The organism is Brevundimonas sp. M1A4_2e, from assembly GCF_053345555.1.
The window spans coordinates 367,729-391,125 of the sequence record NZ_JBKFAI010000001.1 but is presented as its reverse complement, the minus strand read 5'-3'; the positions used below and the strand labels follow the sequence as shown (position 1 = coordinate 391,125).

Sequence of the window (23,397 nt, the reverse complement as noted above, 5' to 3'; positions counted from 1 at the left end):
GTCCCTTCGGACCCAAAAAACATAGTCTGAATAGTCTGAATCGCCTGAAATCAGCCGTCGAAGCGCGCGTAGCGTTCCCACAGGTCGTCTCCGACAGGCTCGACGCCCAGACGACGGAACTTGGGGGCGTCGGCCAGCTTTGCAAGCGCCAGGGAGGCGACGCAGGGCCGCCCCTCCCCGCCCAGCAGGATCGGGGCGCGGAACCACTCGATGGCGTCGACTGCGCCCGCCTGGATGAAGGAGGCGGCGACCCGGCCACCTCCTTCGATCAGGACGGAGGTGATGGCGCGGGCGGACAGGGCGTCGAGGACGGCGGAAATGGCGGGGCGGCCGTCATCTGCGGCGACGGTGATGACGTCGGCTTGTCCGATGGGATGGGGCGTCGCCGTGGTGAAAATCACGGTGTTTCCGCTCGCAACCTTGGCCGTCGCGGGTGTTCTGAGCCGACTGTCCAGCACGACTCGTAGCGGGTTCCTTCTCCCCTCGTGGGAGAAGGTGGGCGGCGGAGCCGCTCGGATGAGGGGGACGCCAGATGCGCCCTCATCGTCAGCCGTTTCATGTGAGGACAGAACCCCCTCATCCGTCCCGCTGCGCGAGCCACCTTCTCCCCCGAGGGGAGAAGGAAGACGGACGGTCAGTTCGGGATCGTCGGCCAGCACCGTCTCGACGCCGACCAGAATGGCGTCATGCGTCGCGCGCAGGCGGTGGCCTTGCAGACGGGCTTCGGGCCCGGTGATCCACTGGCTTTCGCCCGTGGCCGTGGCGATGCGGCCGTCCAGCGACGTGGCCAGCTTGAGGGTGACGCGCGGGCGCATCAGTCCTGGCCGGACTTGGTCTCGTCGAAACCCTCGTCGCCGAGGAATTTGGCGAAATCGCTGGTGTGGCGGAAGTCCTTGTAGACCGAGGCGTAGCGGACGTAGGCCACCTCATCGACCGACTTCAGCGCCTTCATGATGAAGTCGCCGACGATGCTGGACGGGATCTCCGTCTCGCCCAGGCTTTCCAGCTGGCGCACGATGCGGCTGACCAGCAGCTCGACCTGATCGGGCTGGACCGGGCGTTTGCGCAGGGCGATGCCCAGCGAGCGTTCCAGCTTGTCGCGGTCGAAGGGGGTGCGGCGGCCGTTCCGTTTCAGGATGACCAGTTCGCGCAGCTGCACCCGCTCGAAGGTGGTGAAGCGCCCGTTGCACTGCGGGCACGACCGACGGCGCCGGATGGCCGCGCCGTCGTCAGACGGCCGGCTGTCCTTCACCTGGGTGTCGGCGTTTCCGCAGAAGGGGCACTTCATCCGATGGACCTCTTAGCGATAGATCGGGAAGCGCGCGGTCAGTTCGCGCACCTGAGCCGCCACGCCCGCCACGACGGCTGGATCGGCTTCGTCGCCGCCGTTCATCGAGGAGACGACGTCGGCGATCCAGTGGCCGATCTGCTTGAACTCTTCCTCGCCGAAGCCGCGCGTGGTGCCCGCCGGGGTGCCCAGACGGACGCCCGAGGTGACGGTGAAGGGCGCGGTGTCGAACGGCACGCCGTTCTTGTTGCAGGTCATCAGGGCCTTTTCGAGCTCATGCTCGGTGGCCTTGCCGGTCACGCCCTTGGGACGCAGATCGACCAGCATCAGGTGGCTGTCGGTGCCGCCCGAAACGATGGCCAGGCCGCGCTCGACCAGCACGCCCGCCAGGGCCTGAGCGTTCTTCACGACCTGCTGGGCGTAGAGCTTGAACTCGGGCTTCAGCGCTTCGCCGAAGGCCACGGCCTTGGCGGCGATGACGTGCTCCAGCGGGCCGCCCTGCAGGCCGGGGAAGACCGCCGAGTTGATCTTCTTGCCCAGGTCTAGGTCGTTGGACAGGATCATGCCGCCGCGCGGGCCGCGCAGGGTCTTGTGCGTCGTGGTGGTGACGACGTGGGCGTGGGGCATCGGGTCGGGATAGGCGCCGCCCGCGATCAGACCCGCATAGTGAGCCATGTCGACCATCAGATAGGCGCCGACGCTGTCTGCGATCTCGCGGAAACGCCTGAAGTCGATGTGGCGGCTGTAGGCCGAGGCGCCGGCCAGAATCAGCTTCGGCTTTTCCTTCTGGGCCATTTCGGCGACGTGATCATAATCAATCAGATGGTCGTCTTCGTTCACCTTGTAGGTGACGGGGCGGAACCACTTGCCCGACTGGTTGGCGGGCGAGCCGTGGGTCAGGTGGCCGCCGCAGGCCAGGTCCATGCCCAGGAAGGTGTCGCCCGGCTGCAGCAGGGAGAAGAAGACGGCCTGGTTGGCCTGGGCGCCCGAGTGGGGCTGGACGTTCACATAGGCGGCGCCGAACAGCTCCTTGGCGCGCTCGCGGGCCAGGTCTTCGGTGATGTCGACGAACTCGCAGCCGCCATAGTAGCGACGACCCGGATAGCCCTCAGCGTATTTGTTGGTCAGGACCGAGCCTTGCGCGTCCAGCACCGCCTGAGAGACGATGTTTTCCGAAGCGATCAGCTCGATCTGCTCCTTCTGGCGACCGAGCTCGCCCTGAATGCCCTTGAAGATCGCCGGATCAGCATCGGCGAGGCTCTTGGTGAAATAGGAATCGTGCGTGAAGGCGGTCACTGGAGGCATCCCGGAGGCTGAAGGCTGAAACGGCGCTCCCTTCTAGGCCGCGCCGCCGAACACCACAACATCTAGGGGGTCAGCGCTGTGACAACGCTCGTTTCAGTTTGGCGATCGCCACGCGTTCGACCGCGCGCGGCTCGGCAGCGGGGCCTATGGCGGAGACCTCCACGCCCGTGGCCGTGTGGACGGCGGAGCATTTCACATAGGGGCCGTTTCGGACGAACTCGACGATGATCTCGCCGAGGTCAGCGCCGGCCGTCACGCCGCGACCGGACGCCGCGCAACGTTACAGTGGGACCACAGCTTGTCCATCGCATCGACCAGCTTGTCGATCATCGCATCATCATGATCGGGCGACGGAGTGAAGCGAAGGCGCTCGGTCCCCTTGGGCACGGTGGGATAGTTGATCGGCTGGACGTAGATGCCGTGTTCTTCCAGCAGCATGTCAGAGATCAGCTTGCAGTGCACCGGGTTGCCGACGTGGACCGGCACGATGTGGCTGACGCTGGGCACGACCGGGATCCCCGCCTCGGACAGACGGCGCTTCAGGGTGGCGGCGCGCTCCTGATGGGCGTCGCGCAGTTCGGGGTGCGCCTTCAGGTGACGCACCGAGGCCAAGGCGCCGGCGGTCAGGGCGGGCGGCAGGCTGGTGGTGAAGATGAAGCCCGAGGCCCAGCTGCGCACAGCGTCCACGATCACCGCGTCGGCGGCGATATAGCCGCCCATGACGCCGATGGCCTTGCCCAGGGTGCATTCGACGATGTCGATGCCGTCCAGCACGCCGTCGCGCTCGGCGACGCCTGCGCCGGTCGCGCCGTACAGACCCACGGCGTGGACTTCGTCCAGATAGGTCAGGGCGCCGTATTTCTTGGCCAGGGCGATGGTGCCCGCCAGGTCGGCGATGTCGCCGTCCATCGAATAGACGCTCTCGAAGGCGATCAGCTTGGGCGCGTTGACCGGCGCGGCCGCCAGCAGTTCCTCAAGATGTTCAAGGTCGTTGTGGCGGAAGATGTGGCGTTCGCCGCCGCCGTTGCGGATGCCCGCGATCATGGAGGCGTGGTTCAGCGCGTCCGAGAAGATGATCAGGCCCGGCAAAATCTTCTGCAGCGTCGATAGCGTCGCCTCATTGGCCACATAGCCCGAGGTGAACAGCAGGGCGGCTTCCTTCTGGTGCCAGCTGGCCAGCTCGGCTTCCAGGTCGACGGCCGAGCGCGTGGTGCCCGAGATGTTGCGGGTGCCCCCTGCCCCGGCGCCGCTGAGATCGATCGCCGTCTTCATCGCCTCGACCACGGCCGGATGCTGGCCCATGCCGAGGTAGTCGTTCGAGCACCAGACCACCACATCCTGGTGCGTGCCGTCCGCGCGCCGACGGCGGGCAAGAGGAAATTGCCCGCGCACCCGCTTCAGATCGGCGAAGACACGGTAACGGCCTTCGCTGCGGACCTGATCCACAGAGTTCTGAAAGGCGGACTTATAGTCGAACAAGGCGGCGCTTCTTTCGCTTATGCAGCTTTGCGAGCCTAATTGCGCGCGCCGCCCGGTCTTGTCCATGTCAGGCGCAGGACAAAACGTCTCAACCCCTTAATTGATAACGGTTCTCAGCTTTGGAAAGCCCGTGATTTCCTCCCCATGCCAAATGGGGAGGTGGATCGGACGCGGAGCGGTCGAGACGGAAGGGCTGCTTGGTTCCGCCGTCGTCAGGCCCCCACCACTTCGTGGTCCCCCTCCCCATTGGCATGGGGAGGAAAGCCATGGCTCAGCTCAGCGTATCGATCCGCCCGCGCAGCATCTGGACCATGGCGGAGAAGTCCTTGCCGCCGTAGCCGAGGCCGTTGAACAGGGCGTAGAGGGCCTCGGCCTGGGCGCCCAGCGGCGTCGAGGCGCCGGCCTTGGCCGCGGCGTCCTGAGCCAGCTTGAGGTCTTTCAGCATCATGGCGGTGGCGAAGCCGCCTTCATAATCGCGGTTCGACGGGGCGGTCGGCACCGGACCGGCCCAGGGGTAGTAGCTGGTCACGCTCCAGCACTGGCCCGACGACTTGGAGGCGATCTCGAAGAAGCGCTCGGGTTCGAGCCCCAGCTTCTCGGCCAGGGCGATGGCCTCGCAGGTCCCGATCATGCTGATGCCCAGCAGCATGTTGTTGCAGATCTTGGCCGCCTGCCCTGCGCCGTGGTCGCCGGCGCGGATGGTGATGCGGCTCATCGGCTCCAGCGCCGGTTCGACGCGGGCGAAATCGGCCTCGTCGCAGCCGACCATGAAGGCCAGGGTCCCGGCGTCAGCGGCGGCCGTGCCGCCCGAAACGGGCGCGTCGGCGAAGGCGTAGCCCGCTTCCTTGGCCAGAGCGGCGACCTTGCGCGCGGTTTCCACGTCAATGGTCGAGCAGTCCAGCAGGAGCGCGCTGGAGGGCGCCGCGCCGATGATCTGTTCGGAATAGACGCTGAGGACGTGCGGCCCGGCGGGCAGCATGGTGATGACCACCTCGGCGTCCTTCACGGCCTCGGCGACCGAACCGACGGTGCGGCAACCAGCCTCGGCGGCGCGCTCCAGCGCGGCGGGCGACAGGTCGAAGGCGGCGACGTCATGCCCGGCCTTGGCCTGATTAGCGGCCATGCCGCCGCCCATGTTGCCCAGGCCGATGAAGGCGATGCGAGTCATCTGTGCGTTTCCCTTATGGATTTTGGCCGAGGGTTAGCGCCGCACGACCCGCTTCGCCAGTCACCAATTTGAGACGAGACGCCTCAGTTCGGCTTGCGGAAGCGATAGACGAACTGGTCGGTCTTGCCCCGGATCGCCTCGTCGAAGACGTTCAGGCTGTGGTCGTCGGCGGAGTTGGCGACGGCCGTGCTTTCGCCGTCAAAGACGAAGCCGGCGGCTTCGACCTCCTTGCGAAGCTGGGCGCCCTCGATTCGGTGCAGGGTCTCGACCACGGTGTTGGCGGCGCCAGGCGCGGCCTGGTGGTCGATGACGACATAGAGGCCGCCGGGCTTCAGCGCCTTGAAGATGTCGGCGTTCATCTTGGCCACGTCCACGCCGAAACGGGGGATGTGGAAGTCGTGATATTCCTGGCTCATGAAGACCAGATCCAGCGGCTGGTCGAAGCTCATGGCGTCCAGGTCGCCGTTGACGCGGCTGACGTTGGGATAGGCGGCGACCAGGGCGTCGGCGCGCGGATTCTCGCGCTCGGCCGTGCGGTTCGGCACGAAGGCGTAGACGTGGCCGCCCTCGCCCACGACGCGCGCGAACAGGCGGGTGAAATAGCCCGCGCCGGGGCGGATGTCGGCGATGCGCTGGCCCGGCTTCACCTGAGCGAAGGCCAGCATCTCGGCGGGATGACGCAGGGCGTCGCGCTCGACCTCGTCGGCGGGGCGTAGAGAGTCGGCGACGGCGGCCTGATAGGCAGGCGCGGCGGCGTCCTGGGCCACAACAGGCGCGGCGGCCAGGAAGGCGGCGGCGACGGCGGCGGCGAGCAGATGCGGTTTCATGACGAATTCCTTGATCTTGCGGCTGCCCCGGTCGGGGCCTTCAGACATCATAAGGCGCGGGGTCGGAGGGGCTGGCAAGCCGCCTCGTCGCATATCAGCCGGCCGTCATGGCCGCCGCGGCCTGCTTCTCTCTCAGTGTGACCAACTCCTCGGCCATCGTCGGGTGAACGGCGCAGGTGGCGTCCCACTGAGCCTTGGTCAGGCCGGCCTTTACGGCGATGGCGGCCAACTGGATCATCTCGGGGCTGTCAGGGCCGACGATATGGCAGCCGACGACGCGCTGGGTTTCGGCCTCGACCACCAGCTTCATCAGGACCCGCTCGTCCGAGCCCGTGAAGGCGTATTTCATCGGGCGGAAGCGGGTGACGTAGACGTCCACCTCGCCCGGACAGGCGTGGCGGGCCTCGGCCTCGGTCAGGCCGACGACGCCGACGGGCGGCTGGCTGAACACGGCTGTGGCGACGGCTTCATAGTCGAACCGCTGAGGGTTGTTCTTGAACACCGTCTCATGGAAGGCCACGCCCTCGCGGATGGCGACGGGGGTCAGGTTCATCCGGTCGGTGACGTCGCCGATGGCCCAGATGTTGTCGGCCGTAGTCTTGGAATATTCGTCGACCTTGATGGCGCCGTTCTCGTTCAGCTCGACCCCGGCGGTTTCCAGCCCCAGCCCCTCAACATAGGGCGCGCGGCCGGTGGCGAACATGACCACGTCGGTCTCGATCTTCATGCCGTTTTCGAGATGATTGATCAGGCCCGCCTCGGTCTTCTCGATCGATTCATGCTGGCAGCCGAGGATGACCTTAATGCCGCGCTTCTCGATCTCGCCCGCCAGATGGGCGCGCACGTCGTCGTCGAAGCCGCGCAGGATGTTGGGTCCGCGATAGATCAGGGTCGTCTCGACCCCCAGCCCGGCGAAGATGCCCGCAAACTCCACCGCGATATAGCCGCCGCCGACGACGAGGACGCGCTTGGGCAGTTCGGGCAGATGGAAGGCTTCTTCGGAGGTGATGGCGTGTTCGATGCCCGGCAGGCTGTCCGGCTTCCACGGGCGGCCGCCGGTGGCGATCAGGATCTTCTCGGCCGTGATCGTCTGCTTGTCGCCGCCGTCCTTGCCGATGACCTCGACGGTGTGGGCGTCCTTCAGAACGGCGCGGCCATGCAGAAGGTCCACGCCCGCCTTGCCCAGATTGGCGGCGTAGATCCCGGACAGACGGGCGATCTCGACATCCTTCGCCTGAAGGAAGGTCGGCCAGTCGAACTTGGCGTTCTCGAACGACCAGCCGTAGCCCTCGGCGATCTCAAGCGCGTGGCTGACCTCGGCGGCCATGACCATGAACTTCTTGGGGACGCAGCCGCGAATGACGCAGGTGCCGCCCACCCGATACTCTTCGGCGATGGCGACCTTCTTGCCGCCCAACGCCGTCAGCCGCGCCGCCCGCACCCCGCCCGAACCGGCGCCGATGACGAAGAGGTCGTAGTCGTATTGGCTCATCGGGGGCTCCGGCTGGCTGGACCCAAAAAAAATAGAGTCCAATTCGTCTGAATCGTCTGAAATCGCGCGGTTGAACCGCAGCGCTGACCCCGACTTAGGCGCCCGGATGCGAGGGGGCAAGGCGCGAGGCAGGCCCGTGTCAAAGAAGCCCGAGCGGGCGAAGGACAGCCACCGCCCCGCTTTCACCAGACGCGGTTATGAAATACTGTGGCTGGGTCAGAATATGTCGTGAGGCCAGGTGATGATCGCAGCCCTTCTCGCTCTTGCGCTCAGCGCCAGCGCCCCACCCGCTCAGTCAGCTCAGTCGGCCGCGCCCGCCCCTGAGGATCAAGCGGTTCGGCTGGAAGATATCCAGGTCTCTGGCCGACGCCTTGACGACCTGATCCAGAGCTTCGTCAGCGAAGTCGCAGCGCCCAATCGCGGGCGCGGCATCGCCCGATGGGACCGCAGCGTCTGCGTGGGCGCCGTCAATCTGCGCCGCGAAGCCGCGCAATATCTGGTGGACCGCGTTTCGACCGTGGCGGAAGACCTTGGATTGAATGCGGGCGACCCCGGCTGCACGCCCAATCTGCTGATCGTCGCGACCGCCGATGGCGACGCCTTTGCGCGGGAGCTGGTGGAACGCCGCCGTCGCGCCCTGCGCATGGGCGGCTCCGGCATGGATCGCGGCGCCGCGGCGCTGAGAGACTTCCAGGAGACGAGCCGCCCCGTCCGCTGGTGGCAGGTCAGCATGCCGGTCGATTCCGAAACGGGCCAGCGCGCGGTCCGCATTCCCGGAGAATGCGCGGACGCCTGCTCGGGGCCGATGGACTATGCTCCGGCCATCAACGTCTTCGCAGCTTCGCGGCTGACGACCCAGATCGTCGACAACATCTTCCGGGCCATCATCGTCGTCGATGTCAGCAAGACCGGCGCGGTCAATTCGGTGCAACTGGCGGACTATATCGCCATGGTGTCGCTGGCGCAGATCGACCCGACGGCGGACACCAGCGCCTATGCCTCGATCCTGAACGTCTTCAACGATCCGGGCAGCGCTCCTTATCTGACCGAGTGGGACAAGGCTTATCTGGACGGCCTGTACGGCGCCCAGCGCACTCGACAGAACGTGCGGGCGGGCAAGTCGGAGATCCAGTCCTCGATCCGTCGCGCGCATGCCCGACTGGCCGATGAGGCGCCGCCGCCTACGGATTGATCGTATAGACGCCCTCGTCCGTGCCGATGACGGCCAGGTCAGTCAGGTCGAGGAACAGGCCATGCTCGACCACGCCGGTCAGGCTCTTGAGGTCGGAGGCGAGGCGGGTCGGCTCGGCGATCAGCTTGCAGGCGGCGTCGTAGATCAGGTTGCCGCCGTCGGTGCGGATCAGGCCGCGCTCGGCCTCGCGCACGCGGGCCGGCGAAGCGATGTCATGATCGGCAAGAACGTCGGCGATGCGGTTGGCGGTCGTCTTGTGGCCGAAAGCGACGACCTCGATCGGCAGGGGGAAGGTTCCCAGCGCCGGAACCACCTTGGCCGCGTCGGCGATGCAGATGCAGCGGGCGGACGCCTCCCACACCAGCTTCTCGCGCAGCAGGGCCGCGCCGCCTCCCTTGATGAGGGCGAGGCCGGGGCCGATCTCGTCGGCGCCGTCGACGGTCAGGTCGATGCGCGGCGTGTCCTCCAGCGTCGACAGGGTCAGACCCAACTCGCGCGCCAGATCGGCCGTGCGCTCGGACGTCGGGACGCAGCGCAGGTCGGGCAGGTTGCGGGCGGCCAGCGCCTTGACGAACCAGGCGGCGGTCGAGCCGGTGCCCAGGCCGACGACCATTCCGGCCTCGACGTATTGAGCGGCGGCTTCGCCGGCGTTCTTCTTCTGCAGGTCGCTCATTGGGATTTCGCCGCCTTCTTCGCGCGCATGGTTTCCATGAAGCGGGCGGCCCAGCCCGGCTTCGTCGTCTGCTGACCGCGCGCCAGGGCCAGGTCGCCGGGCGCGACATCCTTGGTCACCACGGAACCGGAGCCGACCATGGCGCCTGCGCCGATGGTCACGGGGGCGACCAGCGAGGCGTTCGAGCCGACGAAGGCGCCCTCGCCCACCGTGGTGCGGTGTTTGAAGAAGCCGTCGTAGTTACAAAAGATCGTGCCGGCGCCGATGTTGGCTTTCGCCCCCACCTCGCCGTCGCCGAGGTAGGCCAGATGATTGGCCTTGGCGCCCGCGTCCATGCGGACGTTCTTGACCTCAACGAAGTTGCCGATCTTGACGCCCTCGCCCAGGTCAGCGCCGGGGCGCAGGCGGGCGTAGGGGCCGATCTCGGCGCCGCTGGCGATTTTGGCGCCCTCGATATGGCTGAAGCTGCGGATGCGGGCGCCCTCGGCCACGCGGGCGCCGGGGCCGAAGACGACGAAGGGCTCGATGGTCGCGCCGGCGCCGATGTCCGTGTCCCAGGCGAAGTGGACGGTGTCGGGGGCGCTCATGGTCACGCCCTGCGCCAGGAAATACTCGCGCTGGGTCTTCTGGAACAGGGCCTCGGCCTGGGCCAGCTCGCCTTGGGCGTTGACGCCCATGACGGAGTCTTCGGCGGCGAAGACGGCGCGGGTCGGGGCGCCGCGCTTGCGGGCCAGTTCGACCACGTCGGTCAGATAGTATTCGCCCTTGGCGTTGTCGTTGCGGACCTCGGCCAGCAGGTCGAACAACAGGCCGACCGGCGCGGCCATGACGCCCGAGTTGCAGGCGGTGACGGCCAGGACGTCAGCAGACGCCTCCTTGGCCTCGGTGATGGCCAGCAGGTCGTCGCCGTCGAGGATCAGGCGTCCGTAGGCCCCGGGATCGCGGGCCTCGAAGCCGATGACGGTGACGCCTTCATGAGCATCAGCGAAGACCGGCTCGATGTCAGCGGCCTTCAGTAGGGGCACGTCGCCGTAGGTGACGACCACATGGCCGACGAAGTCGCCCAGCACGGCCTCGGCGGCGCGGACGGCATGGCCGGTGCCGAGCGGCGGGTCCTGAACGGCGATGCTGTCGGCGCCGAGGCGCTTTTCGACGTGTGCGCGGACCTCGGGCGAATGAGAGCCCACCACGACGACGATGCGTTCGCAGCCCAGAGCCTCGGCCGCGTCGATGGCGTGGTCCAGCATGGCGCGGGCGCCGACCGGATGCAGCACCTTGGGCAGCGGCGACTTCATCCGCGTGCCTTGCCCCGCGGCGAGGATGATGGCGGCCCTAGGATGACTCTGGGGATGGGGTGCGGTCATGAATCGATCCGGCGACTTGTCGTTGCCTGCGATCTAGCCCATTGCCGGCGTCTTCGCGAGCCGGGAGACAGATGAGTGAGCATTGAGCGCGACCTGGAAGGCTGGACCATCGCCTTCGATCTGGACGGGACGCTGGTGGACTCGGCGCCCGACCTGATCGGCACGTTGAACCGGATGCTGGCGGAGTATGAGTTGCCGCCCGTGCCCATGTCTTCGACCCGGCATCTGGTCGGGCACGGCGCGATGGCCATGTTGCGCCACGGCTTCATGGAAGCGGGCGCCGCCTGGGACGAGGCCCATGCGCCCGGTCTGTTCGAGCGTTTCATCGAGGACTACCTGGCCCATATCGCCGACGAGAGCCGCCCGTTCGACGGCTGCGTCGCGGCGTTGGACCGCTTGAGCGCGCGCGGGGCGATCCTGTGCGTGGCGACCAACAAGAGCACGGACCTGTCGGTGGCGCTGATCGAGGCGCTGGGGCTGACGCGCCATTTCGCCTTCGTCGCTGGCCCGGATGCGGTCTCGGCCCGCAAGCCCAGCGGCGCCCACATCATCGAGGCGGTCCGCAAGGCGGGCGGCGATCCGGCGCGGTGCGTCATGGTCGGCGACAGCACCACGGACACCAGGGCGGCCAAGGATGCGGGCGTGCCCTGCATCGCCGTCAGCTTCGGTTACAACGACGTGCCGCATAATGAATTGGGCGGCGATGTGATGATTGATCACTACGATGCGTTCGAAGCGGCGCTGGCTGAGGTGATGAGAGCATAACTCTCCCTTCTCCCCTTGAGGGAGAAGGTGGCCCGTCAGGGCCGGATGAGGGGTGTCTGCGCGACGGTTGAAAGTCGCGTGATCGTGCGGCTGTTGGATCGGATACGAGGCGCCGGCGCCCCTCATCCGAGCGCCTCCGGCGCCCACCTTCTCCCTCAAGGGGAGAAGGAAAAACTATCGAACACTTTAGAACTTCTGCACCCCATCTGGGCCCGTCGCTGTTGCCGTCTTCGCGTCTGCGAAACACATAGGTCGACCTGTTCCTCCCCAAGGGTCGTCATGCTTCGTCGCTTCTTCGCCATTCCCCTGTGGCAGCGCACCGCCGCCGGTTTCGCCCTGGGCATTATCGCCGGCCTGATCCTGCGGGAGCAGGCGACCGTCTGGCTGCAGCCCATCGGGGACGTCTATCTGAACCTGATCCGCATGGTGGTAGCGCCGCTGGTGCTGTTCACCATCGCCAGCTCGATCGCCAAGCTGGGCGAAGGCGTCGGCGCGGTGCGGCTGGGGGTGCGGACCATCGTTTGGTTCGCCGTCACCTCCCTGCTGGCCGTGCTGGTCGGTTTTGCGTTCGGCCACATCATCAATCCGGGCGTCGGCCTGTCCGACCTGCCGCTGGGCGAGGTGAAGGCGCGCGAGATCCCCTCGCCGTTGCAGGTGCTGCTGGGCGTCGTGCCGACCAATCCCTTCGCCTCGCTGGCTGAGGGCAAGGTGCTGCAGATCATCTTCTTCTCGGCGCTGCTGGGCGCGGCGCTGGTGGCGCTGGGCGACCGGGCGCAGGCCGCGCGCAGGCTGGTGGATGAGGGCGCGGCCCTGATCTTCCGCATCACCCGCTGGGTGATCCAGCTGACCCCGTTCGGGGTGTTCGGCCTGATCGGTTCGGTCGTCGGCGGCTACGGCTGGGAGGCGCTGCTGCCGCTGGGCAAGTTCATCTTCGCCATCTACGCGGCCTGCCTGTTCCACATCTTCGTCGTCTATTCGGGCCTGCTGAAGCTGCACGGTCTGAAGGTGGTCAGCTTCTTCCGCGGCGCGGGCGCGGCCATGCAGACGGCCTTCGCCACCTCCTCGTCTCTGGGGACCCTGCCCGTCACCCTGCGTCAGACGGTCGAGCGGCTGGGCGTGCCGCAGGCCTACGCCTCCTTCGCCGTGCCGCTTGGGGCCAATGTGAAGATGGACGGGTGCGGCGCCATCTATCCGGCCATCGCCTCCATCTTCATCGCCCAGTATTTCCAGATCGAGCTGACCCTGACCCAATACGTCCTGATCGGCCTGACGGCGGTGCTGGGCTCGCTGGGCACGGCGGGCGTGCCGGGGACCAGCATCGTCATGCTGACCCTGACGCTGTCGACAGCGGGCCTGCCGCTGGAAGGCGTGGGCTACATCATCGCCATCGACCGCATCATCGACATGATGCGCACCGCCACCAACGTCACCGGCCAGATGGTCGTGCCCGTCCTGGTTGCGAAGGAAGAAGGCATCCTGAACCAGGACATCTATGACGGCCACGTGGCCTGGCTGCCCGGCGATCCGGAGGACGAAACGCCGGACGGCGTGCGGGCGGCGGGAATCTGAGCAAGCGACGCACCGATTTGATGAATTGAGGCTTGCCGTCGTCGGAATCGCGGGCTATGTCCCCGCCTCCCGACGGCGCAGTCACTGAATGCCCCGTTCCCAGGCGGACGCGTAGCTCAGCGGGAGAGCACCTCGTTCACACCGAGGGGGTCACAGGTTCAATCCCTGTCGCGTCCACCATTCCTCCTCCCGATGATTTCTTGCTTCCGACAAGCTGCCGTCAGCTTGACGCTTAAGAACGCTCGTCTTTACAGTTTTCCTGTTTCAACAGCAGGCCGTGCACCCTTTCCGCGCGCGTTGCGTTAGGGACCCAACAGGACGGGGGGCGTGTTGAAGACACTGGCCAAAACGATTGACCTAGTCGCGGCCTTCGACGCCTCGCCTAACCCCTATATGCTGCTGGATCGCGACCTGAGATTTGCAGGGATGAACCAGGCCTATCTGGATGTCACCCAGCGCACGCGCGAAGAGCTGATCGGCGCCCACGTCATGGACGTCTTCGGGGCGGCGGCGGACGGCCCTGGTCGTGAAGACAGCCAGCGGCTGGAAGCGTCCTTCAGAAAAGTGCTGGGGAGCGGGCAGTCCGATCATCTGGCCCTGCTTCACTATCCGATCCGGACGACAGGGGCCCACGGCCAGGCCGTGTTCGAAGAGCGCTACTGGAGTTGCACCCACACGCCGATCAAGAACGATCAGGGCGAAGTCACCCACATCCTGCAGCACACCAGCGATGTCACCGACCTTATCAGGGCGCGGCCGACCCAGGATGGTTCAGGCAACGCCCTCGATGAAATGCTAGGCGGCGGGGTCTTCCGTCGCGCGCTGAAGGTCGAGGCCGACAATCAGAGGCTGGAGGCCGAACGGCGGCAGCTATCGGACGTGCTGTTGAACGCGCCAGGCTTTGTAGCCGTTCTGAGCGGACCAGATCATGTCGTGCAGTTCTGTAATGAGGCCTGTTACCGGCTCGTCAATCATCGCGACATCCTGGGCAGCACCGTCAAAGACGCCCTGCCCGAGTTGGGCGAGCAAGGTCATCTCGACTTCCTGAACGACGTTTACGAGACTGGGGAACCGGTCATGGGCCGGCAGCGCGCGTTCAGCCTGCAGCATTCGCCCGACGGACCGGCCGCCAATCGCTACATCGACTTCGCCTATCAACCCATTCGGGACGAGAACGCGCGCGTGATCGGCGTGTTTGTTCAGGGGCATGACGTGACGGATGTCGTCATGGCCGCCGAACGGCAGAAGCTGATGATCGACGAGCTCAATCATCGCGTGAAGAACACCTTGGCCACCGTTCAATCGATCGCCATGCAGACGGCGCGCACCCATCAGGACCCCCGCTCGTTCGCCGAAGCCTTTGAGGCGCGGCTGATGGCCCTGTCGCACACCCACGACCTGCTCACGAAGAGCCACTGGGAAGGAGCGGACCTGCGCGCGGTGTTGGAACATGAGACGTGGGCGCATGGCGTGGGGCGACTGAGCCTGAACGGGCCTCACATCGCCTTGTCGCCCGCCCGCGCCCTGTCGCTGGGCATGATCTTCCATGAACTGGCCACCAATGCCGCGAAGTACGGCGCCCTGGCTCATGGCGACGGTCGGGTGTCGGTCGACTGGCGCGTGATCCCTCATGCCTCGCCCCAGTTGGAGATCATCTGGAGCGAAAAAGTCGGTCGGCCTGTGAAGAAGCCAGAGCGGCGCGGTTTCGGCACTCGCCTGATCGAACGCAATGTTCGTCACGACCTGCGCGGCGCCGTCGATATGAGTTACACAGAAGACGGCCTGAGCGCCCGATTCACCCTGCCGCTGGAGACAGAAGCCTGATGACCGATATCTTTTCCGGCAGACGCGTGCTCATCGTTGAGGACGAGTCCCTGGTGGCCATGCTGCTGGAGACGATCCTGGCCGATCTGGGCTGCGACGTGGTCGGCCCGGAATCCAACATCGAGGACGGGCTGAACGTCGCGTCAGGGACCGCGCCGCTCGACGCCGCCCTGCTGGACGTCAACGTCGCGGGGCGAGAAATCTTCCCGGTGGCCGAGGCGCTGAAGGCCAGGGGCGTGCCGTTCGTGTTCTCGACCGGCTATGGCGAGGCGGGGCTGCCGGAACATTGGCGCGGCAACCCCACAGTGCAGAAGCCCTTCACTGAAGGCGCCATTCGCGACGCCTTGATGACGGCGCTGAACATGCAAAGGGCCTGAGCGCCGAGGGGCTGACGCGCGCTTATGACGGATGCAGCGCCGACCATGCCGAAAGGCGGGCCATCGCATCCGCTTCTATGTCCGCATAGAAAGGGTTGTAGGGCGGGATCTTGCGCTGTTCCGCCCAGGCGCCGGTCGGTCGGAAGGACTCTGAACTCAGGCGTGACCGCCACAGGACGCCGTCGCGGCACTCGGCGGCGACGATACGACGCTGCAGGGCGGGACGTACGCCCCACTCCAGATTGGTGGCGTTGGTGGCGCCGCGGCTTTCGCGCATTTCAGAGCGCGGGGCGTTCGCTGATCCCGTCACCGGATTGACGCAGGCCGAGGCCAGGCCGTCGAACGTCACCAGAGTTCCCCGGTCGTCCCATGTCAGAGCCCGCCGCAGCGCGCGGCGCGCCTCGCTCTCGTTGTTCTCCTCCAGCGAGCGCCAGGTTATGACGCAGCCAGCCTGCTCGCGGCTGCTGCACAGGGGAATGGTGGTGAAGCGAGACGTCGGAGCCAGGTGCTCCATCAGGTAGGCGGCGACCAGACGCGAGCGCAGGGCGGGATCGGGCGCGATCCGTTCATGCAGCAGGCGGTCGGCCAGTTCGGCGCCCTGCTCTACCCCGGCCAGGATAATGGGGCCGTCCGGATGGCGTTTCAGCCAGGCGCCGAAGGCGGCGGATATGTCCTGATAGGCGAAGGCGCGCGCCTCTCGGGCGTCTTCGCGCAGGGTCAGGCGGGTGTAGAGGCTGGCCTGGCGATACAGGGGCGCGCTGACGTCTCCAGCCAGGGCCAGAGGCCCGGCGTAGTTGGGCAGGACCGCGCCGCGCAGCCCGGCCAGGGCGCGGGCGTCATCAACGGCCCCGTTCCACTCCTTGCCGCCGTTATAGGTGGTGGAATGGACGAAGAAGACGTGTGCAGGACCGGCCGTCGGCGTGCGCGCGTCCAGCAGCGCCCAGGCGTCCGTCTGCGCATAGTCAGGCGTGGCCGGCGGCTGATAGGTCTGGAACGGCACCTGCGGATCCAGAGCTGAGCGCAGGATATCGCCGCGCCAGACGACGACCGCCGCCGTCAGAATGAAGACGAGCGCAAAGCCCGCGTAGCCGACCCACTGGCGCGCAGTCAGCCGGGGCAGCATCAGCGGTACGTGTCCGACTGGGCCAGGAAGTCCTGGACGTAGCGGCGGACGCCTTCCTCCAGTGGGGTCGACTGGCCGCCGTAGCCGAGGGCGCGGATGCGATCCATGCGGGCCTCGGTGAAGTACTGATAGCGGTCGCGGATCGCCTCGGGCATGTCGATATAGGCGATGGACGGCTCCTTGCCCGCCGCGGCGAAGGTCGCCCGCGCCAGATCGGCGAAGGAGCGCGCCTGGCCGGATCCGGCGTTGAACACGCCCGAGATGTCTTCACGCTCCAGCAGCCACAGGATGATGTTCACCACGTCGTCGACGAAGACGAAGTCGCGCAGCTGGCCGCCGTCGGGGTAGTTCGGGTTATGCGAGCGGAACAGGCTGACCGTCTCGCCCGCCTGAACCTTGGGCCAGATCTGGGCCACGACCGACTTCATGCCGCCCTTGTGGCCCTCGTTCGGGCCATAGACGTTGAAGAACTTCAGCCCCGCCCACTGACGCGGCGCCTCGTCGCGATCGGCCTGCCGGACGGCGTATTGGTCGAACAAGTATTTCGAATAGCCATAGGCGTTTAGGGGCCGAAGCGAATTCAGGCTCTCAGGATCGTCGCGATCCTCGAACCCCGCCTCGCCGTCGCCGTAGGTGGCGGCCGAGGAGGCGTAGATCATCCGCACGTTGCGCACCGCGCACCAGTCCCAGATGTCGCGCGACAGGCTGAAGTTGGTGCGCAGGATCAGGTCGGCGTCCGGCTCGGTCGTCGAGGAGATGGCGCCCAAGTGGATCACCGCCTCGATGCGGTCGGCGTGACGCTCCAGCTGGTCGAACAGCTCTTCGGGCGCCCACAGATCGGCGATGGGGTGTTTGGCGATGTTCTTCCACTTGGCGAGGTCGGCCGTCTCCAGCCGGTCGCAGACGACCACGTCCCAGGCACCGCTCTCGCACAGGCGGGCGACGATGTTGGAGCCGATGAAGCCCGCGCCGCCGGTCACCACAATCATGCGAGGCGTCATTTTTGATCCCCTACCGCTGCGCTGCTTAAGGGGGTCATTCGGGAGCTCCGGTCATCTTCTCGATGGTCTTGGTCGTGGAATAGCCGTCGGCGAAGTCGGCCAGACGGACTTCGCCGCCCCAGCTTTCGACCTCGGCGGCGCCGACGACCTTGTCCTTGGTGTAGTCCGCGCCCTTGATCAGCACGTCGGGCTTCAGCCGCTCGATCAGGGCGATGGGGGTCGGGTCGTCGAAGGCGGTGACGCGATCGACGCTGGCCAGACCGCCGATGACGGCGGCGCGGCTGTCGAGGTCGTTGACGGGACGGCCCTCGCCCTTCAGGCGGCGCACCGAGGCGTCGGTGTTCAGCGCCACGACCAGCCGGTCGCACCAGCTGCGCGCTTGGGCCAGATAGGCGACGTGGCCGCGGTGGAGGATGTCGAAACAGCCGTTGGTGAAGCCGACCTTCAGGCCCTGACGCTTCCACGCTTCGACCTGATCGGCCAGTTCGTCCAGCGGCGTGACCTTGGACTGGGCGAGCGCCGCGTGCTGGCTCATCTCGGCCTCGATAAGTTCGGCCGGGGTGACGACGGCGGTGCCGCTCTTGCCCACGACGACGCCCGAGGCGAGGATGGCGAACTGCACCGCCTGTTCCAGCGTCGCGCCCGCGCCCAGCGCCAGACCCAGCGCGGCGAGGCAGGTGTCGCCCGCGCCCGAGACGTCGAACACTTCGCGCGCCCGGCCGGGGAAGTGGGTGACGCCCCCACCCCGCCTCGCCAGGGCCATGCCCTTGCCCGCGCGGGTGACGATGACGGCCTTGGCCGTGGTGGCGTCCAGCAGGGCGGCCAGCGCCGCCTCGACCTGTTCGTCGGTTTCGGTCGGCAGGCCGGTGGCGCCCGCCAGTTCGCTGGCGTTCGGCTTGATGACGTCGACCGCGCCATAGCGGGCGAAGTCGCGGCCCTTGGGGTCGACGATGACCGGCGCGCCGTATTCAGCCCCGGCCCACAGCGCCGCCTGAATGGCGCCGTCGTCCACCACGCCCTTGGCGTAGTCGGACAGCAGGATGGCGCCCGCGCCCTGGAACACCGCCTTGTCGGCATAGCCCGAATGGGTCGCGGCCTCGTCGTCCAGACGGAGCAGCTGCTGGCCGGCGGCGACGAAGCGCGTCTTGACGATGGTGGCGGCGCCTTCGGGCCGGATCAGGGCGTCCTCTATCCGGTCCTCGGCGGCGATCAGCTCGGCCAGTTCGGCGCCGGCCGGGTCATGGCCCGCGACCGCGCCCAGACGGGCCCGACCGCCCAGGGCCGCGACGTTGCGCGCCACATTGCCCACGCCGCCGGGCATGGCCACGGTGCGGCGCGCGCGCAGGACCGGGATCGGCGCCTCGGGCGAGATGCGGCTGACCTCGCCATAGACATAGCGATCCAGCATCAGATCGCCGACGCAGGCGACCTTCAGGTCGTGCACGCGCTCCAGCAGGGACTGCAGGGCGCCGAGATCGAGAGAACGTTCAGCCATGACGCCGAACTAGCGGATTCACGCCGTCTTCGCCATCGGCCCCTTGTGACCCAGCTTGATGGCCAGGTCGTCGAAGGCGATCAGTTCGGCGGCCAGGGCCTCGAACTGGCTGAGCGGCACCATGTTGGGGCCGTCCGAGGGGGCGTTGTCCGGGTCTTCGTGCGTCTCCATGAAGACGGCGTCGACGCCGACCGAGACGGCCGCGCGCGCCAGCACCGGCACGAACTCGCGTTGGCCGCCCGAGGAGGTCCCCTGTCCGCCCGGCTGCTGGACGCTGTGGGTGGCGTCAAAGACGACCGGACAGCCGATCTCGCGCAGGATCGGCAGGGCGCGCATATCGCTGACCAGGGTGTTGTAGCCGAAGCTGGCGCCGCGCTCGCAGGCCATGACGTTGGGGTTGCCGGCGCCTGTGACCTTGGCGATGACGTTCTTCATGTCCCAAGGGGCCAGGAACTGGCCCTTCTTGATGTTGATCGCCTTGTCCGTGGCGGCGGCGGCCAGCAGCAGGTCGGTCTGGCGCGACAGGAAGGCCGGGATCTGCACCACATCGACAGCCTCGCCCACGGGCGCGCACTGGGCCTCGGAGTGGACGTCGGTCAGGGTCGGCAGGCCGGTGACTTCCCGGATTTCGGCGAAGATCGGCAGGGCGTCCTTCAGGCCGATGCCGCGCGCGGCGCTGGCGCTGGTGCGGTTCGCCTTGTCGAAGCTGGTCTTGTAGATGATGCCGAGGTTCAGCCGCTCGCCGATCTCCTTCAGCTGATGGGCCGTCTCAAGCGCGTGCTGGCGGCTTTCCATCTGGCAGGGGCCGGCGATGAAGACGATGCGGGCGCCGCCGCCGATGACGACGGGGGTCTTGAGGCCTTCGGACAGGGTGATGACGGCGTTCGGAGAGGTCACGGCGGCGCTTTCGACTGGTTTCAACGGCGGTTCGCGAGCCTATGCCGCGACTTTGAGTCGGACAGGTGGCGTCGCGGATGCGTTTGCGCAACTTATCCGGCGACTCGGGCCCTGACCATCGTTCGCGCGATCGTGGTAATCTGAGGCCATGAACACGCCCGACACGCCCCTGATCTCGACCGAAGCCCTCGCCGCGCAGATGACCAAGCCGGACCTGCGCATCATCGACGCCAACTGGTGGCTGGATGGACGGGACGCGCGCGCGGATTTCGAGCGCGAGCGGCTGCCGGGGGCCGTCTTCTTCGATCTGGACGCACTGTCGGATCGGGAAAGCCCCTATCCCCACATGCTGCCCTCACCGAACGCCTTCGCCGATGCGATGGGGGCGATGGGCGTGTCCGAGAGCGACGACATTGTGGTCTATGACGCGCAGGGGCTGTTCTCGGCGGCGCGGGTCTGGTGGACGTTGCGGACGATGGGCGCCGAGCGCGTGCGCGTGCTGGATGGCGGGCTGCCGAAATGGAAGGCCGAAGGGCGACCGCTGGAAGGCGGCGCGGCCGGGGCGCCGGTCCCGACGCCGTTTGAAGCGCGGTTCGATGCGGACGCCGTGGCGGACTTCGGTCAGGTCGGCGCCGCGCTGGCCGAGGGGCTTCAGGTGGTCGATGCGCGCGGGGCGCCCCGCTTTCGGGGCGAAGCGGCCGAACCGCGTCCCGGCGTGCGCGCGGGTCATATGCCGGGGGCGCTGAACCTGCCGTTCGGCGATCTGCTGAATGCGGACGGGACGCTTAAACAGGGTCAGGCGCTGGAAGGCGCCTTTCGCGCGGCGGGCGTCGATCTGGAGCGGCGGGTCATCACCAGCTGCGGCTCGGGCGTGACGGCGGCGATCCTGACCCTGGGGCTGGCCGTGCTGGGGCGGCCGTCGCGGCTTTATGACGGGTCGTGGGCCGAATGGGGCGCGCGGCCGGACGCGCCCCTGGCGACCGGCTAGGCCGCGCCTGCCGCCAGCGGCGGCGCGGGCGCGTCCGGCTCGTCTTCGTCGGTTTCGCCGCGCGAAACGATGGTGGCGATCACCAGGTCGCCGGTGACGTTCAGCGAGGTCCTGCACATGTCCAGGAAGCGGTCGACGCCCAGGATCAGGCCGATGCCCTCGGGCGGCACGCCCACCATGGCCAGGATCATGGCGATGACCGGCAGGCTGCCGGCCGGCACCCCTGCCGTGCCGACCCCGCCCAGGATGCAGACCAGCATGACGATGACCTGCTGACCCAGCGTCAGGTCGACGCCGAAGAACTGGGCCAGGAACAGCACCGTAACGCCCTCGAACAGGGCGGTGCCGTTCTGGTTGGCGGTGGCGCCGACGGTCAGGACGAAGCGGGCGATCTTGCGCGGCAGGCCCAGTTCCTGCTCGGCGACGCGCAGCGACACGGGCAGGCTGGCGTTCGAGGAGGCGGTGGAGAAGGACACCACCATGGCCTCGCGGATGGAGCGGAAAAACTTCACGGGCGACATGCCGCCGGCCAGCCACACGAACAGCGGATAGACGACGAACATGTGGATCGCCATCGCGCCCACGGCGACGGCGACGAAGGCGCCTAACCGGATCAGCAGATCCCAGCCGAACAGGGCCGCCAGGTTGAACATCAGACAGGCGATGGCGATAGGCGCGACGCGGATGACGAGGTTGATGAGCTTCATCATCACTTCGAACAGGCCTTCGATCGTCTGTTGCAGGCGGTCGGTGGCCGGACTCTTGGCCATGACCAGGCCGACGCCGAAGAAGAGGGCGAAGACCATGACCGGCAGGATCTGGTTCTCGGCCGCCGCCGTGAAGACGTTCGAGGGGATCAGGTCGAGGAAGAAGTCGCCGGCCTGGACCGAGGTCGGCGCATTGCCGATGATGGAGGCGGCCCCGGCGCGCCCCTGATCCAGCAGTTGCTGGGCGAGGACCGGATCCACGCCGTCGCCCGGCCTGAACACATTGACCATGACCATGCCGATCAGCACGGCCATGGCGGAAATCACTACGGTGTAGATGAGGCTGCGCGATCCCGCGCGGCCGAGGGCCTTGAGGTCGCCCATCTCGGCCACGCCGATGACCAGGGCCGAGAACAGCAGGGGCAGCACCAGCATGAACAGCAGGCGAAGGAAGATCTGGCCTGCCGGTCCTGTAATGTTGGAGGTCAGCCACTGAACCCAGCCGACATCGCCGCCGACGGTCAGATTGACGATGAGGCCGCCGATGAGGCCGACCAGAAATCCGATCAGCATCAGCATGTGAAGCGGCAGTCCGCGCTTGGCTGTAGTCTCCATCCGGTCCCTTCCCTGCTCCCCCCTTACAGGACTAGCGGACAGGAAGGCCGTAGATCAACCCGCCAGGTCGAGCGGACCATTGAGCATTTAGTCCCCGCTCGAGATCAAGCGACGACTGTTCGCCCAGGTTTCGATTGAAGATTTCGCCGTAGTTTCCGCTGGCTGTGATCGCATCCAGCGCCCATGTGCGCGGCAGATCGATGCTGGGGCCGAAGTCGCCTTCCACGCCAAGCAGGCGTCGCACTCTTGGATCCGCCGAATTCTTCGCCAGGTCAGCAGCGTTGTCGCGGGTGACGCCGAGTTCCTCAGCCAGGATCAACGCATTCAGCGTCCAGCGGATCACCGCCAGCCAGCGGTCGTCTCCACTGCGCACGACCGGTCCCAGCGGTTCCTTGGAGATCACGTCGGGCAGGATCATGTGTTGCTGCGGGTTGGGCAGGGTCGTGCGCGCAGCGGCCAGGGCCGAGATGTCGGCGGTGAAGGCGTCGCACGCCTCGCGCGCGTAGGCCTGCCGCGCCTCGCCTTCGGTGGCGACGACGACCGGGCGGTATTCAATGCCTCGACGACGGAAGTAGTCCTCGACGTTCAGTTCGGTCGTCGAGCCGGATTGGACGCAGATGCGCGCGCCGTTCAACTCGGCCGCGCTGGTCAGGTTGAGCGAGCGGCGGACCATGAAGCCCTGGCCGTCATAGTAGTTCACGCCGGCGAAACTGAGATCCGAAGCCGTGTCGCGGCTCATGGTCCAGGACGTATTGCGCCACAGCACGTCCACGCGACCGGCGCGGACGGCGTCGAAGCGCTGCTCTGTCGTGAGCGGCGCGAAACGCACCGCATCCGGGTCGCCGAAGATGGCCGCCGCCGTGGCGCGGCAGAAATCCACGTCAAAGCCCCGCCAGGCGCCCCGGTTGTCGGTATAGGCGAAACCGACCAGACCTTCGTGCACGCCGCAGTTCAGGCGGCCGCGCTGGCGGACCGCCGCCAGGGTCGGACTTTCCTTGACCTCGGGCAGGGCCGCGGGGGCGCGGGGGGTCGGGTCGCGCATAGCGTCGGTCTGCGGTTCGTCCTGCTTTCCGCAAGCTCCCAGAAGCACAAGCGTCGCCGCCAGTCCCGGTCCGATCCACTGCGCCTTCATGCCGTTCACCGCCTCTTACTCGCCCCGCCTCTAGTTAGGCCGCGCCGAACGCGCACCGCAACCCGCACGGAACGACAAAGCCGCCGCCTCTGATCCCTTGCAGTCGAATCGGGCGG

22 protein-coding genes and 1 tRNA gene are annotated in these 23,397 nt (G+C 67.1%); 7 read left to right on the top strand and 16 right to left on the bottom strand.

The annotated features are described in order from the left end of the window. Positions 1–50: 50 nt before the first annotated feature. The 8 genes from ACLBV5_RS01885 to gor all read right to left on the bottom strand — a co-directional run bounded on the left by ACLBV5_RS01885 (position 51) and on the right by gor (position 7,559). Complete coding sequence (locus ACLBV5_RS01885) at positions 51–815, bottom strand: RibD family protein (protein ID WP_447604659.1); 765 nt, start codon at positions 813–815, stop codon at positions 51–53. Then, the gene (gene nrdR, locus ACLBV5_RS01880; protein WP_024352817.1) at positions 815–1,288 is read right to left on the bottom strand and encodes a transcriptional regulator NrdR; all 474 of its coding nucleotides are present in this window, start codon (positions 1,286–1,288) and stop codon (positions 815–817) included. The genes ACLBV5_RS01885 and nrdR overlap by 1 nt, the downstream gene beginning before the upstream one ends. 12 nt (positions 1,289–1,300) lie before the next feature. Next, positions 1,301–2,584: a serine hydroxymethyltransferase gene (glyA, locus tag ACLBV5_RS01875; protein ID WP_447604658.1), complete on the bottom strand. Its 1,284-nt coding sequence runs from the start codon at positions 2,582–2,584 to the stop codon at positions 1,301–1,303. Positions 2,585–2,663: 79 nt separating this feature from the next. Beyond that, complete coding sequence (locus ACLBV5_RS01870) at positions 2,664–2,849, bottom strand: DUF6898 family protein (protein WP_253121449.1); 186 nt, start codon at positions 2,847–2,849, stop codon at positions 2,664–2,666. Continuing rightward, a complete protein-coding gene (gene hemA / locus ACLBV5_RS01865) occupies positions 2,846–4,072 on the bottom strand; it encodes a 5-aminolevulinate synthase (RefSeq protein WP_447604657.1) in 1,227 nt (408 codons plus the stop codon). The genes ACLBV5_RS01870 and hemA overlap by 4 nt, the downstream gene beginning before the upstream one ends. A gap of 271 nt (positions 4,073–4,343) precedes the next feature. Then, positions 4,344–5,240 (bottom strand): 3-hydroxyisobutyrate dehydrogenase, encoded by an 897-nt coding sequence (gene mmsB, locus ACLBV5_RS01860; protein ID WP_447604656.1) that lies wholly within the window; start codon positions 5,238–5,240, stop codon positions 4,344–4,346. A gap of 83 nt (positions 5,241–5,323) precedes the next feature. Continuing rightward, on the bottom strand, positions 5,324–6,067 hold the full coding sequence (locus ACLBV5_RS01855; RefSeq protein ID WP_447604655.1) for a class I SAM-dependent methyltransferase: 744 nt from the start codon (positions 6,065–6,067) through the stop codon (positions 5,324–5,326). Positions 6,068–6,161: 94 nt separating this feature from the next. Next, positions 6,162–7,559, bottom strand: coding sequence for a glutathione-disulfide reductase (gene gor, locus ACLBV5_RS01850; protein ID WP_253121444.1), 1,398 nt, complete (start codon positions 7,557–7,559; stop codon positions 6,162–6,164). A gap of 241 nt (positions 7,560–7,800) precedes the next feature. Here gor and ACLBV5_RS01845 point away from each other — a divergent pair, with 241 nt between their 5' ends. Continuing rightward, complete coding sequence (locus ACLBV5_RS01845; protein WP_447604654.1) at positions 7,801–8,751, top strand: hypothetical protein; 951 nt, start codon at positions 7,801–7,803, stop codon at positions 8,749–8,751. On the opposite strand, the gene rpiA is transcribed toward ACLBV5_RS01845, so the two are convergent. Together rpiA and glmU are read right to left on the bottom strand one after the other, a co-directional pair. Beyond that, positions 8,741–9,424 (bottom strand): ribose-5-phosphate isomerase RpiA, encoded by a 684-nt coding sequence (gene rpiA, locus ACLBV5_RS01840; RefSeq protein ID WP_025977078.1) that lies wholly within the window; start codon positions 9,422–9,424, stop codon positions 8,741–8,743. The two genes, ACLBV5_RS01845 and rpiA, sit on opposite strands and share 11 nt — an antisense overlap. After that, positions 9,421–10,788 carry a bifunctional UDP-N-acetylglucosamine diphosphorylase/glucosamine-1-phosphate N-acetyltransferase GlmU gene (gene glmU, locus ACLBV5_RS01835; RefSeq protein ID WP_447604653.1) on the bottom strand — a complete coding sequence of 456 codons (1,368 nt, stop codon included), beginning with the start codon at positions 10,786–10,788 and terminating at the stop codon, positions 9,421–9,423. Before glmU ends, rpiA begins: the two co-directional genes overlap by 4 nt. Before the next feature lie 75 nt (positions 10,789–10,863). On the opposite strand from glmU, the gene ACLBV5_RS01830 reads away from it, so the two are divergent. The 5 genes from ACLBV5_RS01830 (at position 10,864) to ACLBV5_RS01810 (ending at position 15,323) form a co-directional block, all read left to right on the top strand. Continuing rightward, the gene (locus ACLBV5_RS01830) at positions 10,864–11,553 is read left to right on the top strand and encodes an HAD-IA family hydrolase (protein WP_447604652.1); all 690 of its coding nucleotides are present in this window, start codon (positions 10,864–10,866) and stop codon (positions 11,551–11,553) included. Between the two features lie 279 nt (positions 11,554–11,832). After that, complete coding sequence (locus ACLBV5_RS01825; protein ID WP_447604651.1) at positions 11,833–13,122, top strand: dicarboxylate/amino acid:cation symporter; 1,290 nt, start codon at positions 11,833–11,835, stop codon at positions 13,120–13,122. A 105-nt stretch (positions 13,123–13,227) separates the two neighbouring features. Further along, positions 13,228–13,302 (top strand) — tRNA-Val (locus ACLBV5_RS01820). Between the two features lie 147 nt (positions 13,303–13,449). Beyond that, the gene (locus ACLBV5_RS01815; RefSeq protein WP_447604650.1) at positions 13,450–14,946 is read left to right on the top strand and encodes a sensor histidine kinase; all 1,497 of its coding nucleotides are present in this window, start codon (positions 13,450–13,452) and stop codon (positions 14,944–14,946) included. Next, on the top strand, positions 14,946–15,323 hold the full coding sequence (locus ACLBV5_RS01810; protein ID WP_025977083.1) for a response regulator: 378 nt from the start codon (positions 14,946–14,948) through the stop codon (positions 15,321–15,323). The genes ACLBV5_RS01815 and ACLBV5_RS01810 overlap by 1 nt, the downstream gene beginning before the upstream one ends. Positions 15,324–15,345: 22 nt before the next feature. Here ACLBV5_RS01810 and ACLBV5_RS01805 read toward each other — a convergent pair whose 3' ends face one another. Genes ACLBV5_RS01805 through kdsA form a run of 4 tightly spaced genes read right to left on the bottom strand, consistent with a single transcriptional unit; the run spans position 15,346 to position 19,863 of the window. Next, on the bottom strand, positions 15,346–16,446 hold the full coding sequence (locus tag ACLBV5_RS01805; RefSeq protein ID WP_447604649.1) for a DUF3089 domain-containing protein: 1,101 nt from the start codon (positions 16,444–16,446) through the stop codon (positions 15,346–15,348). Beyond that, positions 16,446–17,447 (bottom strand): ADP-glyceromanno-heptose 6-epimerase, encoded by a 1,002-nt coding sequence (gene rfaD / locus ACLBV5_RS01800; RefSeq protein ID WP_447604648.1) that lies wholly within the window; start codon positions 17,445–17,447, stop codon positions 16,446–16,448. Before rfaD ends, ACLBV5_RS01805 begins: the two co-directional genes overlap by 1 nt. 34 nt (positions 17,448–17,481) lie before the next feature. After that, positions 17,482–18,942 carry a D-glycero-beta-D-manno-heptose 1-phosphate adenylyltransferase gene (gene rfaE2, locus ACLBV5_RS01795; protein WP_447604647.1) on the bottom strand — a complete coding sequence of 487 codons (1,461 nt, stop codon included), beginning with the start codon at positions 18,940–18,942 and terminating at the stop codon, positions 17,482–17,484. 18 nt (positions 18,943–18,960) lie between these two features. Continuing rightward, on the bottom strand, positions 18,961–19,863 hold the full coding sequence (gene kdsA, locus ACLBV5_RS01790; RefSeq protein WP_447604646.1) for a 3-deoxy-8-phosphooctulonate synthase: 903 nt from the start codon (positions 19,861–19,863) through the stop codon (positions 18,961–18,963). A 124-nt stretch (positions 19,864–19,987) separates the two neighbouring features. On the opposite strand from kdsA, the gene sseA reads away from it, so the two are divergent. Beyond that, the gene (gene sseA, locus ACLBV5_RS01785; protein ID WP_447604645.1) at positions 19,988–20,827 is read left to right on the top strand and encodes a 3-mercaptopyruvate sulfurtransferase; all 840 of its coding nucleotides are present in this window, start codon (positions 19,988–19,990) and stop codon (positions 20,825–20,827) included. Here the strand turns inward: sseA and ACLBV5_RS01780 are convergent. Further along, the gene (locus ACLBV5_RS01780) at positions 20,824–22,149 is read right to left on the bottom strand and encodes a dicarboxylate/amino acid:cation symporter (protein WP_447604644.1); all 1,326 of its coding nucleotides are present in this window, start codon (positions 22,147–22,149) and stop codon (positions 20,824–20,826) included. The two genes, sseA and ACLBV5_RS01780, sit on opposite strands and share 4 nt — an antisense overlap. A gap of 31 nt (positions 22,150–22,180) precedes the next feature. Continuing rightward, positions 22,181–23,281: an amino acid ABC transporter substrate-binding protein gene (locus tag ACLBV5_RS01775; protein ID WP_447604643.1), complete on the bottom strand. Its 1,101-nt coding sequence runs from the start codon at positions 23,279–23,281 to the stop codon at positions 22,181–22,183. Positions 23,282–23,397 lie beyond the last annotated feature (116 nt).

What these genes read in the sequence shown, in the direction of transcription:
- ACLBV5_RS01805 (WP_447604649.1), bottom strand. Translation starts at nt 16,446, where the DNA reads ATGCTGCCCCGGCTGACTGCGCGCCAGTGGGTCGGCTACGCGGGCTTT.
- ACLBV5_RS01775 (WP_447604643.1), bottom strand. Translation starts at nt 23,281, where the DNA reads ATGAAGGCGCAGTGGATCGGACCGGGACTGGCGGCGACGCTTGTGCTT.
- ACLBV5_RS01885 (WP_447604659.1), bottom strand. Translation starts at nt 815, where the DNA reads ATGCGCCCGCGCGTCACCCTCAAGCTGGCCACGTCGCTGGACGGCCGC.
- glmU (WP_447604653.1), bottom strand. Translation starts at nt 10,788, where the DNA reads ATGACCGCACCCCATCCCCAGAGTCATCCTAGGGCCGCCATCATCCTC.
- rpiA (WP_025977078.1), bottom strand. Translation starts at nt 9,424, where the DNA reads ATGAGCGACCTGCAGAAGAAGAACGCCGGCGAAGCCGCCGCTCAATAC.
- rfaD (WP_447604648.1), bottom strand. Translation starts at nt 17,447, where the DNA reads ATGACGCCTCGCATGATTGTGGTGACCGGCGGCGCGGGCTTCATCGGC.
- nrdR (WP_024352817.1), bottom strand. Translation starts at nt 1,288, where the DNA reads ATGAAGTGCCCCTTCTGCGGAAACGCCGACACCCAGGTGAAGGACAGC.
- ACLBV5_RS01810 (WP_025977083.1), top strand. Translation starts at nt 14,946, where the DNA reads ATGACCGATATCTTTTCCGGCAGACGCGTGCTCATCGTTGAGGACGAG.
- gor (WP_253121444.1), bottom strand. Translation starts at nt 7,559, where the DNA reads ATGAGCCAATACGACTACGACCTCTTCGTCATCGGCGCCGGTTCGGGC.
- mmsB (WP_447604656.1), bottom strand. Translation starts at nt 5,240, where the DNA reads ATGACTCGCATCGCCTTCATCGGCCTGGGCAACATGGGCGGCGGCATG.
- sseA (WP_447604645.1), top strand. Translation starts at nt 19,988, where the DNA reads ATGAACACGCCCGACACGCCCCTGATCTCGACCGAAGCCCTCGCCGCG.
- ACLBV5_RS01825 (WP_447604651.1), top strand. Translation starts at nt 11,833, where the DNA reads ATGCTTCGTCGCTTCTTCGCCATTCCCCTGTGGCAGCGCACCGCCGCC.
- ACLBV5_RS01855 (WP_447604655.1), bottom strand. Translation starts at nt 6,067, where the DNA reads ATGAAACCGCATCTGCTCGCCGCCGCCGTCGCCGCCGCCTTCCTGGCC.
- rfaE2 (WP_447604647.1), bottom strand. Translation starts at nt 18,942, where the DNA reads ATGGCTGAACGTTCTCTCGATCTCGGCGCCCTGCAGTCCCTGCTGGAG.
- ACLBV5_RS01845 (WP_447604654.1), top strand. Translation starts at nt 7,801, where the DNA reads ATGATCGCAGCCCTTCTCGCTCTTGCGCTCAGCGCCAGCGCCCCACCC.
- ACLBV5_RS01780 (WP_447604644.1), bottom strand. Translation starts at nt 22,149, where the DNA reads ATGGAGACTACAGCCAAGCGCGGACTGCCGCTTCACATGCTGATGCTG.